This is a genomic window from Paracerasibacillus soli, assembly GCF_042432965.1.
Lineage (GTDB): Bacteria > Bacillota > Bacilli > Bacillales > Amphibacillaceae > Paracerasibacillus > Paracerasibacillus soli.
In genome coordinates this window covers 151,697-170,513 of record NZ_JBHLWL010000067.1, presented here as the reverse complement: position 1 = coordinate 170,513, position 18,817 = coordinate 151,697, and the positions used below count along the sequence as shown (strand labels likewise).

Genomic DNA, 18,817 nt, shown 5'->3' with positions numbered 1-18,817 from the left:
TTTATTTCTTAAAAGGGATGACGACAGCATAGTCTATAAGTCCCTCCTTTTACCATTATGACAACTTCCTATCAAACTTTCAATGAAAAATAGGTATATATAGCTATAAATATAATAAAGTATCGGTATCATAAAGGTAGAAGATATTTTATTATATTCTATTGAAATGAAGATGTTCTCCTACTAAAATAGAGGATACAGTTACGTTAGGTGGTTCATGATAATATGTTGTATGCTAGCGTTTACCGTTGATCTTTTACAGGAAGGTGATAAATTTTGAAGGAGAATCGCCTATTTTATGATGCACTAGCAAATGGGATACGTGATATTGTAATTATTGTCAAGGTAGAAGAAGGGACAATTTTTACATATGAATTTATAAATAAAGAAGCTAGAAACCGTACAACAGTTGGAAATCATGATATTGGAAAAAGAATTGAAGATGTAGTGCCGGCAGATATGGTCCAGTTTATGTTGGAAAAGTATCGGGAAGCGGCAGTATCAAAGGAACAGATTGAATACGAGGATTCTTATAAAAGGCGGTTAGGAAAAACATACTATACTAGAACAATATTAACACCTTTGATGGATGAAAATAATGTGTGTACACATATTGTCGCAGTTGTAGAAGACATTACATTGCGCCGTCAAGCGGAAATTTCCTCGGAAGCGTCATCTCAAGTCATTCGTGAAAGTAAAGACACATATGAGTCCCTTTACGAACATAATCCTGATGGCATTTATCGGTATGATTTAACAGGTAAAAGACTGACTGGCAATCATATGGCAGAAGTGATTACAGGATATAATATACAAGAATTATCAGATACACTTTATGATACATTTGTCATATCGGAGGATAATGAGGAAATAAAAAGTCATTTTAAACAAGCTGTAGCGGGGAAAGCGACAAACTGTGATGTTTCATTCTATAGAAGAGATGGGGATATTATCAAAATCACCATTAAGTTTTCGCCAATTATTGTCCAAGATGAAATTGTCGGTGTGTATGGTGTTTTCAAAGATATAACGGAAGAATATAAATTAATTTTGAAAAATATAGAAAGCGAAAACAGATTTCGTATTATTGCGGAAAACTCCTCAGATTTAATTCTTCTCATTGACGAAAAAGGTATGATAAGTTATGTTTCGCCATCATGTGAGAGGATACTAGGGTATTCATTCCGTGAATATATTGGCAATCATTTCAAAACACATTTACACGAAGCATATCAAAAAGTTATACAAGATACATTTTGGAAGTCAGTCGAAAATGGGGAACCATGGGACATCAAGTTTCAACAAAAACACCGAACACGGGGATGGATTTGGATTGAGTTAAATGGGCGGCCGACATATGATGAGCAAAATCAATTTTCACATATGGTTGCTGTTGCAAGAGATATTACTTATCGTAAACAGTATGAAGATAAGCTAGAATATTTGGCAAACCATGATATTTTAACGGGGTTACCAAATCGACGTTATTTTCAATTGCAGTTAAAAAAGTCACTAGGCGGAAAATCACAGCACGATCGATATCCTGCCATACTCATGATGGATATCGATCATTTTAAATCAATTAATGATGAAAAAGGTCATGATATAGGTGATGTTGTATTAAGAGAGTTTGCACGTCGTTTACAGCAAGTTATCAAGCCTGACTATGTAGCAGCAAGACTTGGTGGAGATGAATTTGTTATCTTGATTCCAGAGGCTCGTTCTCAAGATGAATCCATTCAATTAGCAAAGAATATTATAAGTGCGGTCCACAAACCTTGGCTAATTGAAGGGGAGGATACAATTATTTCCACTAGTATTGGAATAGTCAACGCGACAATTGCGACAACAGATATTCGCTTGCTAATGAAACATGTAGATTTAGCCTTATATGAGGCGAAGGATGCGGGAAGAAATACGTTCAAAGTAAAAAGAACATGATATAGATTGTTCGTTGTTTTGTTAAAAGAAACTTTTTAAGGAATCATTAAACTTAAAAATTGGTTCTGATCACCAGTATGCGATGAGCAGAACCAATTTTTATGGAATCATAGAAGTACTCATGGAACAGTTGTATCTACCAACTGTTGATTATTGAAAACTTGTAAGTATTCAAATTCCTGCTTATTAGTGTTTTAACATGATTTTATGCAAGTAGTTTTAAAGTTAACAAAAATATCAAGTTCATAACATTCTTAATGCTTTCTTTGCTAATTGATCTGCGTGGAGATTTTCCTTTTCTGGAATCCACTTGATAAAAAAATATGGAAATGCGCTTGTTAATTCCCGAATTTCCTCAAGTAAAGGAAGGAAAACTGGATTTTTAGTGAAGTCCTTGTTGATTACATCTACAACAGTACGTGAATCGGAACGAAAGGAAAGAATCTCACCTGGAAATGCAGTTTTGCACACTTTTAATGCTTGAATCACAGCATGAAATTCTGCTTCATGGTTCGTCATGATTCCCAACGGAAACGCGTATTCATCATGTACTGCGTTCGCCTTGATATAAATACCAGCACCACTTTTACCAGGGTTACCACTAGTAGCACCATCTGTATACACTTCAATCAAGTTACAACCCTCCACGAATTAAAATCTATCAAACATTGTTAGTATAGCATAGTTCTTATTTGTTTTTAGTAATATAAAACAAGACAACGCATAGCATACTATAAATACAGATTTGACTTTTCTATAAATTATGTATATAGTAATATTCATAATTTAAACTACAATTAATTTTGTAGGTTTTAAATAAGTTTTCGTTTAATTTGGTAGTAATGGAAACGTTTACACCCACATGCACCAAGTAAATAATGAAAGAGCTATCGAATAAAACGTATAAACATGCAAAAGGGCAGAGCTTGTTGAACGTTTATGCAAAGGAATGATAGCGTTTTCAACACGAGGAACTGTATTGTTCCATGATGAAAGTTGATTTTTATACATGATCAGTATTGTTATTGCGTAAAGGAGGGAATTGTTTTCTGGTATTGTTAGTGATTATTTTATCGTGTATTCATAATCCAAATTAAAGAGAGCATACCTCTCTCTTAAATAGACTGACTCTTATGAATATAACATTATGGGTCACAAAAAGGACATAATTACGAAACTTACAACGTATCTATTAAACGAAAACTTATTGCTGTTTTTTTGTATAAACAAAGATGGATTAAAAAAGCAAAGTATATATAGGGAGGAAGATATGATGACTCAAAATTTAGTACTGGATAAGGAAAAACTTGCAAGTTACCCACAACAACCACATGGGGGAAAGTTGGTTGATCGTGTATTAACAGGTGAAGAACGTGATAAGGAACTAGAAAGAGCAAAGCAACTGCCAATGATTATGGTAGACTTAGAAGCAGTTATTACACTGGAAATGATTGCTACTGGTGTATTGTCACCTAATGAGGGTTTCATGAATGAGGCTGATTACAAATCTGTTTTAACGACAGGACGTTTGGAAAATGGTTTAGTTTGGCCTGTGCCTTTAAGTTTTGCACCTATTGGGGATCGAAATAGCCAAATTATTCAATCACTTTCCGTTGGGGATGAGGTTGCACTTACTGATGAAACAAAGGAACCAGTAGCAATCTTGAAAATTGATGATATTTTCGAATATGATAAGGCATTTCGTGCCAAGCATCTTTTTGGTACGAATGACCGGAACCATCCAGGTGTAGATGCCATTTACCGACGTATGGGAGATACCGCATTAGGTGGGCCTATTACTTTGCTTCGCCGTGTAAATTGGGGGCCATTTGAAAGCTTGCGCTTGGAACCAAAACAAACTTGGAAGCTCTTTTATGAGGATAAGAAGTTCCGTTCTGTTGGAGGTTTTATTACTGGGGCAAATCCACTTCACCGTGGACACGAATATATTCATCGTAATGCGCTAGAAGAGTTAGATGGGCTATTAGTGCAACCACTTGTTGAAATGGCTAAACGGGAATATACACGTCACGAGTTTCGCATGTTAGCTTACCGTAGTGTACTCGATACGTACTATCCAAAAGAGCGTTCTGTTATGGCGCCACTTCGCGTAACCTATATATTTGCTGGACCACGCGAGACGGTACTACATGCTTTAATTATGAAAAACTATGGGTGTACACATGCATTAATTGGGCGTGACCATGCAGGGATTGGTGATTATTATGACAAATACGCAAGCCACACCATTTTTGATGAGTTTACTCCAGAAGAATTAGGAATCGACGTTCGCTTATATTATGAAGTGTTTTATTGCACACGTTGTGACAGCCAGGCAACACAGCAAACGTGCCCACACGATGAGCGCTTTAGAATTAATATTTCTGGTACTGGAATTAGAGAACTCTTACGACATGGAATTTTACCACCAAAAGAAATTGTCCGTCCAGAATCGGCTCGTATCGCGATGCAAGGTGTACAGCCAAAAGGTGTGGATGAAAATGGTGAAGCAGTTTTACCTGTTGGAAAAACTATTAAGAGTGTCTTTCCATTCTATTTAAGCCATACGAGATTAGGCGGAAGAAAGCGTGAACAACCATTAGCAATTGAGGAGCTAACAATCCAAGATTTAGAGCGAGCTGTTCTAGATACGCGGGAAAATGCGACACGAATCTATAAAGATATCTTTGATGAGTTTAGTTATTTGGCAGATACAAAGCGTTCCGTTCAACCTGAATGGGTGGCAGATACACGCGAATCCATTCGTTCACAACAAGAAATGGTTGTGGAATATATTGAGGGGAAAGTTGAAAATGCACTCGACAAAGCCTCAGATGAATTTATGTATCAAGATAAGGAAGAGTCTGGACGTGAACTAGAAGTTGCAAAGAAAATCTTAGATGATATTCCTAAGCCATTCCGTGAAGAGGATTTAGCATACCGGACGTGGAACGCATTACCTTATAATCGTTACCGTGGTAGTGACGAAGAATAATAGAATGGTGGATTTGCTGCAAGGTTCATCTTGAAGCGAAAGAAACTATCGCTGATTCCAACATATAACTAGAAGATGAGAAAATCCCCGTCCATGCATTGTAGCGGGGATTTCTCAATTTCCATTAGCATACTATTGTTTGATTATAAAGAATCTAAGCATGTTTTCTACGGCTTGACGTATAAAAAACATAGTTAATAGATAAGTATAATATGTTAATTTATATTTCGCAGTTGTTGGACCTAGCTAATATGGTATATGTGTATAAAACGAGAGTTGCATGCAGGAATCAAAATAATTGGGAGGGATCATTTAGTGACTGAATTACAACATCAAAATAATTCACAAGCCTATATGGTTGCCGTATCTGGAACAGTAATAAATCTTTGTCTCGGTGTACTTTATGCATGGAGTGTTTTTTCCAAGGAACTCCAAGATCAGTTAGGAATGACAGCAACAGAGACATCGTTACCATATAGTGTGGCCATTGCACTATTTGCTTTTTTTATGGTTCCAGCTGGCATTATGCTTGACCGCTTAGGGCCGCGTTTACTGTTACTATTATCTGGATTTTTAATCGGAATCGGTTTTGTAATCGCGGGTCTTACATTAAATGTTGTTGGACTTGTAATTGGATTTGGAATCGTTGCTGGTGCGGCAATGGGGTTTGGGTACGCAGCACCAACACCAGTTGCAGCAAAATGGTTTAAACCCCATTTACGAGGAACAATTACGGGAATTGTTGTATCAGGATATGGACTTGCGGCTGTATACGTTTCACCATTAGCAGATTATCTGATTCAAGGATTTGGAGTTGCAAACGCCTTTTATTATCTTGGTGCCTTTTTTACTATTTTAATTGTAATCGCTTCCATGTTTATGAAGTCGCCACCAGAAGGATGGAAGCCAGTTGGTGGGGAACCTCCTAAACCGAAGATAAAGGCAAACGGAGAGCAAGAAAAGGAAGTAGTAAGAAAGGATTATTCACCAGGTGAAATGATGAAGACATTTCAGTTTTGGTCATTGTGGGTCATGTATGCATTTTCTGCTTCCGCGGGACTTATCATTATTGGACACGTAGCTAAAATTGCCCAGACACAGGGTGGGCTTGAAACAGGTTTCCTATTTGCGGCATTATTGGCAATTGGTAATGCGGGTGGACGTATTGTCACAGGTGCAGTATCAGATAAAATTGGCCGATCAGCTACATTGATTTTAGTGTTTATTTTACAAGCTATTAATATGTTTGCATTTATTACCTATACATCCGGACCGATGCTCACATTCGGAGCAATTGTCACAGGTGCAACCTATGGTGCGCTTTTAGCATTATTCCCAGCAACAACTTGGGATTGGTTTGGACTTAAAAACTCCGGAACAAACTATGGATTGATGTTTACAGCATGGGGTGTAGGTGGACTTGTCGGACCGTTAATGGCAGGAAGAATTATTGATGCAACAGGCGGATATGATATGGTTTATATTGTATCAGCAATCCTCTTACTCGTTGCAGCGGGCCTTGGGTTTATAACGAAGGCACCGAAAGTAGAATACGTGGAAGAAGATGTTGACGATAAAGTGGCAAGCCTATAAATATCACTGATGTAATGAAGAAATAGGTAAAAAATATAAACACACTGTCGGGAGAGTGAAGTCCCCCCTGACAGTGTGTTTTGCTGTCATGATAGATAGAAAATAAACTTCAACATGGAGTGCGCGAACTTCAACCCGGGTCGCGTGAACTTCAACATGGGCCACGCGAACTTCAACATCGGACCGGCAAAGTTCGACCCGAGAGCCCGAATCTCCAACATCCGAATGAAATGAAATAAAGTCATTATTGGAAAGAAATAAGTCTAAAAAAACTGTGAGAAAAGACCTATTTTATGATAAAATTTAGGTCGGAAGGATAATTTTCTTATGTATGTTAAATAGTTGAGCATGAATGAACGCGTTTTTATCATGCAGGGCTCTTTTCAACCATGGATAAATCAGTCAAGTCCTTTCATTGCAAGTCTGTCATAGACTTCAGACATAGCAATACGTGCCTAAAGGGAATGATGCATACTACATTTTATAACACAGTCGCTTTTACAAAAAATGAAAATGACATGGACTAGGGGGATAATCTAGTGAACTTTTGCCCAAATTGTGGTAGCGAATTGGAAAAAACAAAGAAATTTTGTGTTCATTGTGGAACACCAATTGTAGAAGAAAAAGAAATACAAGGTAGTACGAATCATGTAGAAAAAATCGAGGAAATAGAAATACACGAGGTAGAAACGACGTCAGAGATAAAAGAAAAAGAAGGGATTCATAGTAAAAAGGATACGCGTGTTAGTAAAACAGAACAGCGACATATTCCAAATAAGTCAAAAAAGCCATTAAGTAAAAAGAAGAAAATAGTTTGGGGACTGCTTGCTGGACTTGTTATCTGCGTCATTGGATTTAGCATATGGGCAAAGTCTTATGAATCCGCAGAATCTGTACATAAGCGTTTTGAGACCGCAATTGATAAGCAAGATGAAAAAGCATTAACTAAATTAGTAGTACATGAAGATGGAACAAGCATGAAAGATTTTGAAGCAAAAGCTTTTTTACAACTTGCCAAGCGTGATGGATTGAAAAATATAAAAAGCTTGTATACAACTGTACAAAAGGGGAAATTTATTGGAATCTTTGATGCACATAAAATAAAAGTGATGAATCAATTTGCCACCTATGACATCATGGAAGGATTGCATTTTACGTTTAATGGGGTAAAGTTAACGGAAAAGATCACTGAAAATGAAACGATTGTATATGGTCCATTTGCACCAGGAGTGTATCAGGTTGAAGCAATTTTTACTGGGAAATATGGAGAAACGTCAAAAAAAGCGACAATCACATTTGCCGATGAAGAACAAAACGATACGGTAATGGATATTGATTTACCGATATCCCTTGTTACTTTCTTTGTAAATAACTATGAAGAGCTTGACACGGATCAAGCATATATTTTAATTAATGATGAAAAACTACCATTAGATGAAGCTGGAGAAACAAAAGAAATCGGTCCATTACTCCTTGAAGGGGATCAAAAGGTAAAAGTAGTGGTGACGATGCCGTGGGGTGAAGTTACGTCTGAGCCAATTGTTGTAACGAATCCGTATATGGGAATTTATGCTAATCTTTTAACAGATGAACAATATAAAGGTGTATTAGATGTTCTAAAAGACTTTGGTGAACAATATGTACAAGTGCTGGCAGACAAAAGTACGAAGCCATTAACGGTAGCAAATAAAGCTGTAAAAGAAGATCTAACGGATGAAATTTCTAACAGTGATTTCTACTCAGGTAAATTAAATACGATTAAAGTCGATCGTCAATCAATTTCAACAAATCAATCCGATAAAGCGAGCATTCTTCTTTATGCGGAATATGGATTTGAAGAAGCGTATCACGAATTGACGGGGAAACCAGAGCTTTTGGAAACGACGAGACGATGGACAATTGGTTTATCTTACAATGAGGACAAAGAAAAGTGGATTGTAGGTTCAATGGATGAAGGACCATGGGAAGCTATTGATCCAACTGATGAATTAGATGGAACGAAGAAATTATATGGTCCAAGTAAACAAGCTATTGCAAATGCTAAACAACAAGATTTGGAAGAAACGATTGAACAATTTATGTATGATTATACCGCAGCAAATGTAGATGCAATTAATTATCGTGATTATGATTTTGTACAAGATTATATCGACGAAGATGGCCCGCGTAAAAAAGATGCGATGAACTATATAGATTATGCTGATTCAAAGGATCTTTTTGAAGACCTTGTTTCTTTAGAATTAGAGAAAGTTGAAAAGGTCGATGATCATATAATGAAAGTTACAGTTAAAGATACATTTCAAATCCATTGGCCAGACCGTTCCGAACAGAAAACGTATCGCACGATCGTCCACTTAAAAAAAGTAGATGATGGATATGTCGTGAATAAATTAATAGACACGACTCCTATTCAGGAATGATTGTATGTCGAATGAGCTACTAGCATGTATGCGGAAATGATTTATTTATAAGTTTATGAAAATAAACCACATGAAATCAACTCATATGTTGTTGAATTCATGTGGTTTTATGTTTCACAATGATACTAAAGCTAATGAATGTATTACAGGTGTCACAGTTCATTTATCACGATGTTTCCAATCGGTTTATCGAAACTGAATGGGGCGTATATATTCTTGAATAGCTTTCATTTCATATCCACTTGCCTGTAAATATTGTAGTAGTTTTTCTAAATGGGCTGCCGTATTCGGCTTTTCATGTAAAAGTATAACCAATGGTCGATTACCAGAGAGGTTATGGACTTGTTGCATGACCTTTTGTACGAAACTACTGTTTGCAACCTTCCAATCTTCTGAGTCAATATTCCAATCCCAAAGTATCATTTTTTCTTTATCGATTGCTTTTTTATACGCAGGTGTAATGTATGGTACTGAGCCATATGGTGCTCTAATAAGATGCGTTTCTACACCTGTTATTTTTTTTATCGATTGAATGGCTTGTTTCATTTCATGTGTAAAGCTCTCAGGTGATTGATAAATTTTCGAAACGGAATGTGTTACACCATGAACGCCAACGGTATGCCCATTATCAACCATTCTTTTCACGATATTTTGATTTTGCATCATATGTGGTTCTAACATAAAAAAGGTTGCCTTTGCATGATATTTGTCGAGTAAACGTAATATTTCATCGGAAGCAGTGGTATGTGGCCCATCATCAAATGTTAAATATGCTACTTTCCCAATTTCAGGATGAATCGTTTTTGGCTTTACTGCATCTTTCATCTTACTATTTAGTTTAGATAATAATTGCTCATGATTTGTTGATTCTGCACTATTTAGTTTAGCTTTACGATCTTTCTGTTTATTTGGTGCGGTTGTCATCTGTTTGTCCTGTGAATTTTGCATATTGGAATGTGGAGGATCTTGTAGATGCGCATTCTTTACTTCCAAATCCCGCGTAGAACTCCCCGTTTTAAAAAGAATGATGATGAGAAGTAGTGTTACAGCTAATGATAGTAATGCACGTTTACCGCGTCTATTTAATTGATGTCGTTTCCTTGGTGTGTTTGTCATGTGAATAACTCCTAATTGTTCGTAAATCTATTATCTTATTAATATCATAAACTACTCTAGTGAAACTATCTATAAAAAGATGAAAAAGATTGTGAATGTATATTGAGAATTACTGGTAAAAGTGATGCGAACTGTTTAGGTACTGCTAGAAGATGAGAAGTTAAAAAGGATGTCTTTCAAAAAATAATGCAACATCCCAGCCGTCCGTCTAGGCAAAATCTAGTTATAATTAGAATTCAACTAGTGAAACGGGTAAAATAATAGGGGAAGCATATGGATAAGATGAATAAGGAAGTGAGTAGGATGGATCAAATAAAATTTGTTATTTTTGATATGGATGGATTACTTTTTGATACAGAAACAGTCGCTTACCGAGCAATGAAAAAAGTAATGGATAAAGCGGGATTTCCATTTACGATGGACATTTATAGAAAAATTATCGGTGCTGGGAGCGATGAAGATGAACGGATTTTACAAAGTGTGTATGGTGATACCTTTACAATAACTTCAATTCAAGCACCGTTAAGTAAGGAGTTTGACGACATTATAAAAGCGGAAGGTATCCGTGTGATGCCGGGAGTTCATGAATTGTTAGACATACTTGATCAAAAGCAAATTAAAAAATGTATTGCATCATCAAGTCCGCTATCTACAATTCAATCCTATTTACAAATGACTCATTTAAGTGATCGATTTGATTTTTATATGAGTGGTGAGGAAGTGGAAAGAGGGAAGCCGAATCCAGATATATTTATCGAGGCATGCCGACGTGCACGTGAAGAAGCTGAAACAAGCCTCGTCCTTGAAGATTCATTAAACGGTTTACGTGCGGCGCATGGAGCGGATATTGCATGTATTTTAGTTCCAGATTTAATTGAACCAAATGAAGAAATGAAAGCAAAAGCATATAAAGTTGTTCCAAGTTTACGAGATGTAGTAGAAATGTTAAAGTAAAAAACTGCATGGCATGTCAAATAATTATGCATCAAGTAAGGTAGAAAACGACAAGATTAGACATGATGAAAAAAGGGTAATAGTAGAGAAGATAATCTCGCTAGATTATTACATGACATATACATAGTGATTGGGTATTTATTTGTAAATATGGAGGGTGATAAAGTGTATAAATGGTTGGAAGCAATTAATTGGGAACAACTGATTGTAGATTGGGGAATAATGATATTAAAACTCGTCGTGATGATTGCTGTTTATTTTATTGTGAAGTCCATTGGACATAAGGCGATAAAAAAAGTATTTGCTAAAAAAGCAGAAAAAGATCAAGTACACGCTGGAAGAACAAAAACATTACAGTCGATTCTATTAAATGTTTTTTCATATTTCTTGCTGTTTATCTTACTAGGCATTGTTTTTGATTTATTTGGACTAGATATTAAAGCGTTGCTAGCTGGAGCCGGAATTGTTGGTTTAGCGATAGGCTTTGGTGCACAAGGATTAGTGAGTGACGTTGTAACGGGCTTTTTCATTCTATTAGAAAAGCAAATTGATGTAGAAGATTATGTTACTGTTGCAGGTTACGACGGTATTATTGAAGAGATTGGCTTACGGACAACAATATTACGCGGGTTTGATGGTACTTTACATTTTATACCGAACCGGCAAATTACGAGTGTAAGTAACCATTCACGAGGGAATATGCAAGCACTTGTTGATATTACAATTTCAAATGAAGTAAATGTTGATGAGACAATTAAAGTTTTACAAACAGCATGTGATCATGTAGCGCAAAATGAAGAAGCAATTTTAGAAGGACCAGATGTAATTGGTGTCCAAGCGTTGGGTGCATCAGAAATGGATATCCGTATCATATGTAAAACAAAAAATATGGAACAATGGACAGTAGAAAGAAAGTTACGCAAGGTTTTAAATGAAGTTTTACAGGAAAAATTACAGCAATAACTAGATGGAGGATTGGGTGGTACTGCAGCTCAATCCTCATCTATGTATATGAAGGTTTGTTTTATCACAGTAGAGAAGATGCAAAAATCCGCTTAATAAATGTTTGAGTCCACTTTATACTTTTAAGCTTTACAAATTCTTCATCATCCCCTTTTATTCCAAGATGCATTTGCTATGCACCTTGATGATTAACTCATGATATATTTACCAAAACTAAAAAAGCAAAAGTGTACATAAATGTTAAAAATGTGTGGAAATCTACACATAGCTGGCGAAAGGAGCATAATAGAGGCGTTTACTAAGGTTAAGTAAACTCTATACAATATGTTGAGTTTACAACATCAAAAAGTTACTGATTGCGTTTTCAAGAAAACCGTGTTATATTGAAAATGAAAGTTGCGCAATCGATTGCACTAAATAATGTGACAAGAAAGCACACTAATACGTGAGTTTTGTCTCGTTTTATTGTTAGGAAGTAGATGTATACGGTTTCATGTTGTTTTTAAGTGTACATATACGATAATATGAGCTGTAATTTTGTTTGTAACGAGTAAAACGTTTGCATAACTTTCGCCGGATTTTTATTAAAAATAGAAAATAGGAGGGTTCAACATGCGTTTAAAAAACAAGTTTTCAGTAGCCTTCATCATGCTTATGATTGTTGGTCTTGTTCTTGCAGGGTGTGGTGGCAGTAATGATGACAAAAACAAATCTGGTGGGAATGAGGCATCAGGTGATGATGTAACATTAGATATTTTTCAATTTAAAGTAGAATTTAAAGATCAGTTTGAAGATCTTGCAAAAAAATATGAAGCATCTCACGATGGTGTGAAAATTAATATTACAACCGTCGGTGGTGGAGAAGACTATGGTGCATCTTTACGTTCAAAATTTGCTTCAGGTGAGGAACCAGCAATATATAACATTGGTGGTCCACAAGATGTGGAAGATTGGACAGGTAAACTTGCAGATCTAACAGATACGAAAGCAGCATCTGCAGCACTTGAAGGTACGTTAGATGGTGTTACAGAAGATGGAAAAGCTTTAGGCCTTCCATTTAACCAAGAAGGTTATGGTTTTCTTTACAATAAAGAAGTATTTGAAAAAGCTGGTATTAATCCAGATGATATCACTTCACTAGATGCATTAGAAAAAGCGGTGAAAACGCTTGATAGTAAGAAAGATGAATTAGGCTTACAAGCTGTATTTGCGCTACCTGGTAAAGAAACTTGGGTTACAGGTTTACATTTATCAAATACATTTTTATCTCCAGAGTTTAATGAAAATGTAGCAGATGCATATAAAGCGGATACAGTTGATTTTAAATATGGTGATGCATTTAAAACAATTCTTGATTTGCAAAATAAATATTCCGTACAACCTACTGTTAGCTTAGATTATTCACAACAAGTAGAAGAATTATTTTCACTTGGTAAAGTAGCAATCATCCAACAAGGGAACTGGGTATACGGTTCAATTGCAGACATTGATGAAGAATTTGCAAGCAATAATGTTGGAATGATTCCAATTCCGGTAAAAGGGTTTAAAGAAGATGCTTTACCTGTCGGTGTTCCAATGTACTGGGCTGTTAATAGTAATAAAGATGAAAAAGTTGTGAAGGCAGCAAAAGAATTCTTAGATTGGATGTATACTTCTGATGAAGGAAAAGATGCTGTTATTAATGACTTTAAATTTATACCAGCATATGAAGGTTATGATGCAAGTAAACTAACAGATCCACTTGCAAAAACAGTTTATGAATACGCTGAACAAGGAAAGACAATCGGCTGGGTATTCATGGGTTATCCAACTGGATGGGGCCAAGAAAGTTTAGGTGTTAACATCCAAAAATACCTCAGTGATAATATGACATGGGATGAATTGATAAAAGAGACGAAAGCAGATTGGGAAGCAGATCGTAAATAATGAGTACCAACAACCGTAAACAAAGCAACTTCTAAAAAGTTGCTTTGTTTATAGGATGTACTGCACTGCTAACGTTGTTTCAGCATCAGTAGAACTTGGCCATTCGCTATGAAAGGATTGGCGGATGACCAAGTTTTTTAATATATGAAGATCTCACACCTAATCGTATTAAAGGTAGATGAAAATAGGCTTAAACATTGGAGGTATATGTATGGAAAGCCGCAAACTATGGTATTGGTTATTTATAGGCCCGGCAGTAATTGCACTATTAATCGTCGTTATTTTACCACTTATTTTTGGGGTTTATTACTCTTTTACAAATTGGAATGGTATTCAAATCACCGAGGTAATTGGCTTTGAACATTATAAGAAGTTATTTCATGATACGGACTTTATGAATTCTTTATGGTTTACAGCGAAGTTCTCTGTAGTATCGGTATTTATGATTAATTTTCTTGGATTATCGTTAGCGTTACTTGTTACACAAAAGTTAAAAACAAGTAATTTCTTACGGACTATTTTCTTTATGCCAAACTTAATTGGTGGTCTTATTTTAGGTTTTATTTGGCAATTTATTTTTATTAAAGTATTTTCTGCGATTGGTGAACAAATTGGAATGGAAGCTTTACAAGGTTGGCTATCCACAACAACTACAGGTTTTTGGGCGCTCGTTATTTTGATGAGTTGGCAAATGGCCGGTTACATTATGGTTATTTATATTTCCTACTTAGAGAGTGTTCCACAGGAGTTGTTGGAAGCTGCTGAAATAGATGGTGCAAATGCATTTCAACGCTTTAGAAATATTACATTTCCACTTGTAGCGCCTGCATTTACTGTTAGTTTATTTTTAACACTTTCAAACTCATTTAAACTATATGACCAGAACTTATCACTAACAGCAGGGGGACCATTTAATTCTACACAAATGGTGGCGATGGAGATTTATAAAACTGCCTTCACGCAAAATACAATGGCGTATGCACAAGCAAAAGCGGTTATCTTCTTCTTATTAGTAGCAGCAATTTCGTTAACGCAAGTTTATTACAATAAAAAACGGGAGGTGGAGATGTAATGAAAGCAAAACATCGGAGTAAACTACTCATTGGCATATTTGGCGTGATATTAGGGCTTGTTTGGTTATCCCCATTTTATTTGATGATTGTAAACTCATTTAAAACAAAGAAGGAAATATTTACAAACGTACTAAAGTTACCTGAAGTGTTTACGTTCGAAAACTATTCCGTAGCATTTGAACGATTAGATTTTGTTAGAACATTTTTTAACTCTGTCCTGATTACATCCGTTAGTGTTGTTATCATCATCATTTTTTCCTCCATGGCAGCCTATGCATTGTCAAGACGCGGGGGAAAACTGAGTGGTTTTATCTTTTTCCTTTTCGCAGCGGCTATGCTTATTCCGTTTCAATCTGTAATGATTCCACTTGTGTCCATATTTGGTAAGGTTGGAATGTTAAATCGTATTGGTATCATTTTTATGTACTTAGGATTTGGTGCCAGTTTATCAATCTTTTTATACCACGGAACATTAAAGGGAATTCCGAAATCATTAGATGAAGCTGCGACAATCGATGGTGCAAATCGCCTTCAAGTATTCTGGTATATTATTTTCCCAATGTTAAAGCCAATTACGGTGACTGTGGCTATTTTAAACGTCATCTGGATTTGGAATGATTACCTATTACCATCACTTGTTATTAATAAAGCAGGTATGGAAACCATTCCACTAAAAATGTTCTTCTTCTTTGGGGAATATACGAAACAGTGGCATTTAGCTTTAGCAGGTTTAACGATTGCAATTACTCCTGTTATAATTTTATATTTCTTCCTCCAAAAGCATATTATCAAAGGGGTTTCGGAAGGATCCGTAAAATAGGTGCGAAGTCTCTTAAAAGCACTATAATGAGAGTAGATATGGTTATGGAGGAATTATGACGATGACGATTACGATTAAAGATGTTGCCCAAGCTGCTGGTGTTTCGCCATCTACTGTTTCCCGTGTTATTTCCGATCACCCAAGAATTAGCGAAGAAACGAAAAATAGGGTACGTGGAGTGATGCAAGAACTGGGGTATCATCCTAACTTACAAGCACGGAGCTTAGTAGTAAGAAGTACGGAGACAATTGGTGTAGTAATGCCAAATTCGGCAAGTAAAGTGTTAGAAGATCCCTTTTTTCCGGAAGTGTTACGGGGAATCAGTACGAAAGCACGTGAACATCAGTTTGGTATTTATTTATCAACAGGTGCGACGGAAAAAGAAATATATGATGAAGTCGTACAAATGGTACAGGGACGTAGAGTAGATGGAATTATACTTCTATACTCTCGAACCGACGATAAAATTATGAAATATTTACTTGAAAAGAAATTTCCTTTTACAGTCGTTGGGCGTCCGTTTGAAAATGCGGAGCGAATTACTTTTGTGGATAATGATAATACATCGATAACAAAACAAGTTACAACACATTTAATAGATCTTGGTCATAAAGAAATAGCTTTTTTAGGTGCTAATACGGAATTTGTTTTTACAATCGATCGTTTAAAGGGTTATAAACAAGCTTTGGAAGAGGCTCAGATTGCATTTAACGAGGACTATATTATCCCGGATGCCTTTTTACAAGATGAACAATTAGCGGAAGAAAAGATGAAGCAGTTACTTGCATTGCCAAATCGGCCAACCGCATTTGTAATCAAAGATGATTTTCTAGCGATACAGTTCATTAGCTTTTTCAATTCAATCGGTATCCGTGTTCCAGAAGATATTTCTATGGTTGGGTTTAATAACATTACTTTATGTGAGTATTCTCATCCACCATTAACATCTGTAGATATTCATATCTTTCGATTAGGCTTAGAAGGAGCAAATTGTTTAATTGAAATGTTGAAAAATCCAGATACATTACCGAAGCGAATTACAATTCCGGGACAAATGATTTATCGCAAATCATGTCAGGAAAAAGTATAGTCTTGGACTATTTATCGCAGTTAACTCGTTTCAGAACCGCATTTTAAAAATTCATAGGGATATAAAATGATAAATGGGAGAGCGACAACTAGTAAAAGTCTGATTCGTTTAACACACATCATATGGGAGCTATAAACCCCCACTGTTGAAGTTTCGCTTTTTATGTTTGGAAGATAGAAACAATTTGTGAGGAAAGGACTGTTACGAATGAAAAGTAATGCATGGTGGAAAGAAGCTGTGGTCTACCAAATCTATCCACGTAGTTTCCGTGATTCAAATGGGGATGGTATGGGGGACTTACGAGGGATAATAGAAAAACTAGATTATTTACAAGAACTCGGTGTGGATGTTATTTGGCTTTCACCAATCTATGATTCTCCAAATGACGATAATGGTTATGATATCCGTGATTATCGTCGTATTTTGGAAGATTTCGGAACGATGGCAGACTTTGATGAACTGCTAGCAGGACTACACGCACGTGGAATGAAAGTCATGATGGACTTAGTTGTCAATCATACGTCAGATGAACATGAATGGTTCCAAAAATCGCGAGAATCTAAAGACAGTCCATATCGTGATTATTATTATTGGCGACCAGCTAAAAATGGGAAGGAGCCAAATAATTGGGAGTCTTTCTTTAGTGGGTCGACTTGGAAATATGATGAACAAACAGCAGCATATTACTTACATTTATTTAGTGAAAAACAACCTGATTTAAATTGGGAAAATGAAAAAGTAAGACAAGAAGTTTATGAAATGATGAAGTTTTGGCTTGATAAAGGAATTGATGGATTTCGAATGGATGTGATTAATATGATTTCCAAACATCCAGAACTCCCCGATGCAAAAGCAACTGCTGGAAAAACATTAGCTTCTGGTGGACCGTATTTTATGAATGGCCCACGTGTGCATGAGTTTCTACAAGAAATGAACCGTGAAGTGCTTGCTCATTACGATATGATGACAGTTGGTGAAACACCTGATGTCGACGTAGAAGATGCTAAATTATACACAGGTGCAGACCGACATGAATTAAATATGGTATTTCAATTTGAACATGTTGATTTAGATTCCGGTCCAAATGGAAAGTGGGATCTCCGGCCGTTATCTTTACTAGATTTAAAACATGTGTTTACAAAATGGCAAAATGGACTTGATCAAGTTGGATGGAATAGTTTGTATTTGAATAATCATGACCAACCACGGGCTGTTTCGCGATATGGTGATGATGGCGTGTATTGGAAAGAATCAGCCAAAATGCTCGCTACCTTTTTACATATGTTAAAAGGAACACCATATATTTACCAAGGTGAAGAAATTGGCATGACGAATGTAAAATTCCCGTCCATCGATGATTATAAAGATATTGAAACATTAAATATGTACAAGGACAAAGTTGTAGAGCAGGGGCTTGATCACGATAAGGTGATGGAAGCAATTTATGCAAAGGGTCGTGATAATGCACGTACACCAATGCAATGGAATGATGAGAATCATGCTGGCTTTACTACAGGTATACCATGGATACAAGTAAATCCAAATTATCCTAAAATTAATGTAGCACAGCAATTAAAAGAAGAAGACTCTATTTTTCATTATTATAAAAAGCTTATTCAGTTAAGAAAAGCAAATGATGTCGTTGTATATGGAAAATATGATTTATTATTGCCTGAATCTGAAAAAGTTTATGCATACACGAGAACATTAGAAAATGAACAGTTACTTGTTATTTTAAACTTTACAGCATCAGAAGTTCCATTTTTATTACCAGATGAAGTGCAATTTAAAGCACAAACATTGCTCATTGCAAATTATGATGTTCCTGTAACGGCATCCATAGAAAAGTTTAATTTAAGACCGTATGAAGCAAGAGTATATCAATTGTCTATATCATAAGTGGGACATTGGATATTAGCAACAAGA

General features: G+C 35.9%; 13 protein-coding genes. 11 read left to right on the top strand and 2 right to left on the bottom strand.

Annotation, left to right across the window (positions count from 1 at the left end; translation table 11 throughout):
* The first annotated feature begins 276 nt into the window (after nt 1-276).
* On the top strand, nt 277-1,941 hold the full coding sequence (locus ACFFIS_RS17615; protein ID WP_320379949.1) for a sensor domain-containing protein: 1,665 nt from the start codon (nt 277-279) through the stop codon (nt 1,939-1,941).
* Nucleotides 1,942-2,184: 243 nt separating this feature from the next.
* Here the strand turns inward: ACFFIS_RS17615 and ACFFIS_RS17610 are convergent, their stop codons facing one another.
* Nucleotides 2,185-2,574, bottom strand: coding sequence for a ribonuclease HI family protein (locus ACFFIS_RS17610; RefSeq protein ID WP_390188560.1), 390 nt, complete (start codon nt 2,572-2,574; stop codon nt 2,185-2,187).
* Between the two features lie 640 nt (nt 2,575-3,214).
* Here ACFFIS_RS17610 and ACFFIS_RS17605 point away from each other — a divergent pair.
* From ACFFIS_RS17605 to ACFFIS_RS17595, 3 genes are all read left to right on the top strand, one after another.
* Nucleotides 3,215-4,936, top strand: coding sequence for a sulfate adenylyltransferase (locus ACFFIS_RS17605; RefSeq protein ID WP_390188559.1), 1,722 nt, complete (start codon nt 3,215-3,217; stop codon nt 4,934-4,936).
* Between the two features lie 315 nt (nt 4,937-5,251).
* On the top strand, nt 5,252-6,529 hold the full coding sequence (locus ACFFIS_RS17600; RefSeq protein WP_390188558.1) for an L-lactate MFS transporter: 1,278 nt from the start codon (nt 5,252-5,254) through the stop codon (nt 6,527-6,529).
* 539 nt (nt 6,530-7,068) lie between these two features.
* The gene (locus ACFFIS_RS17595; protein WP_390188557.1) at nt 7,069-8,949 is read left to right on the top strand and encodes a zinc ribbon domain-containing protein YvbJ; all 1,881 of its coding nucleotides are present in this window, start codon (nt 7,069-7,071) and stop codon (nt 8,947-8,949) included.
* A 186-nt stretch (nt 8,950-9,135) separates the two neighbouring features.
* Here the strand turns inward: ACFFIS_RS17595 and ACFFIS_RS17590 are convergent, their stop codons facing one another.
* Nucleotides 9,136-10,065: a polysaccharide deacetylase family protein gene (locus tag ACFFIS_RS17590; RefSeq protein WP_390188555.1), complete on the bottom strand. Its 930-nt coding sequence runs from the start codon at nt 10,063-10,065 to the stop codon at nt 9,136-9,138.
* 273 nt (nt 10,066-10,338) lie between these two features.
* Here ACFFIS_RS17590 and ACFFIS_RS17585 point away from each other — a divergent pair, with 273 nt between their 5' ends.
* From ACFFIS_RS17585 to ACFFIS_RS17555, 7 genes are all read left to right on the top strand, one after another.
* Nucleotides 10,339-11,019 (top strand): HAD family hydrolase, encoded by a 681-nt coding sequence (locus ACFFIS_RS17585; protein WP_390188553.1) that lies wholly within the window; start codon nt 10,339-10,341, stop codon nt 11,017-11,019.
* Between the two features lie 222 nt (nt 11,020-11,241).
* A complete protein-coding gene (locus ACFFIS_RS17580; RefSeq protein ID WP_512700600.1) occupies nt 11,242-11,982 on the top strand; it encodes a mechanosensitive ion channel family protein in 741 nt (246 codons plus the stop codon).
* Nucleotides 11,983-12,594: 612 nt separating this feature from the next.
* On the top strand, nt 12,595-13,908 hold the full coding sequence (locus ACFFIS_RS17575) for an ABC transporter substrate-binding protein (protein WP_320379939.1): 1,314 nt from the start codon (nt 12,595-12,597) through the stop codon (nt 13,906-13,908).
* A 211-nt stretch (nt 13,909-14,119) separates the two neighbouring features.
* Nucleotides 14,120-14,980, top strand: coding sequence for a carbohydrate ABC transporter permease (locus ACFFIS_RS17570; protein WP_320379938.1), 861 nt, complete (start codon nt 14,120-14,122; stop codon nt 14,978-14,980).
* Nucleotides 14,980-15,801, top strand: a complete 822-nt coding sequence (locus tag ACFFIS_RS17565) for a carbohydrate ABC transporter permease (RefSeq protein ID WP_390188552.1) — start codon at nt 14,980-14,982, stop codon at nt 15,799-15,801. Before ACFFIS_RS17570 ends, ACFFIS_RS17565 begins: the two co-directional genes overlap by 1 nt.
* Nucleotides 15,802-15,862: 61 nt before the next feature.
* The gene (locus ACFFIS_RS17560; RefSeq protein ID WP_320379937.1) at nt 15,863-16,891 is read left to right on the top strand and encodes a LacI family DNA-binding transcriptional regulator; all 1,029 of its coding nucleotides are present in this window, start codon (nt 15,863-15,865) and stop codon (nt 16,889-16,891) included.
* Nucleotides 16,892-17,098: 207 nt separating this feature from the next.
* A complete protein-coding gene (locus ACFFIS_RS17555) occupies nt 17,099-18,790 on the top strand; it encodes a glycoside hydrolase family 13 protein (RefSeq protein ID WP_390188551.1) in 1,692 nt (563 codons plus the stop codon).
* Nucleotides 18,791-18,817 lie beyond the last annotated feature (27 nt).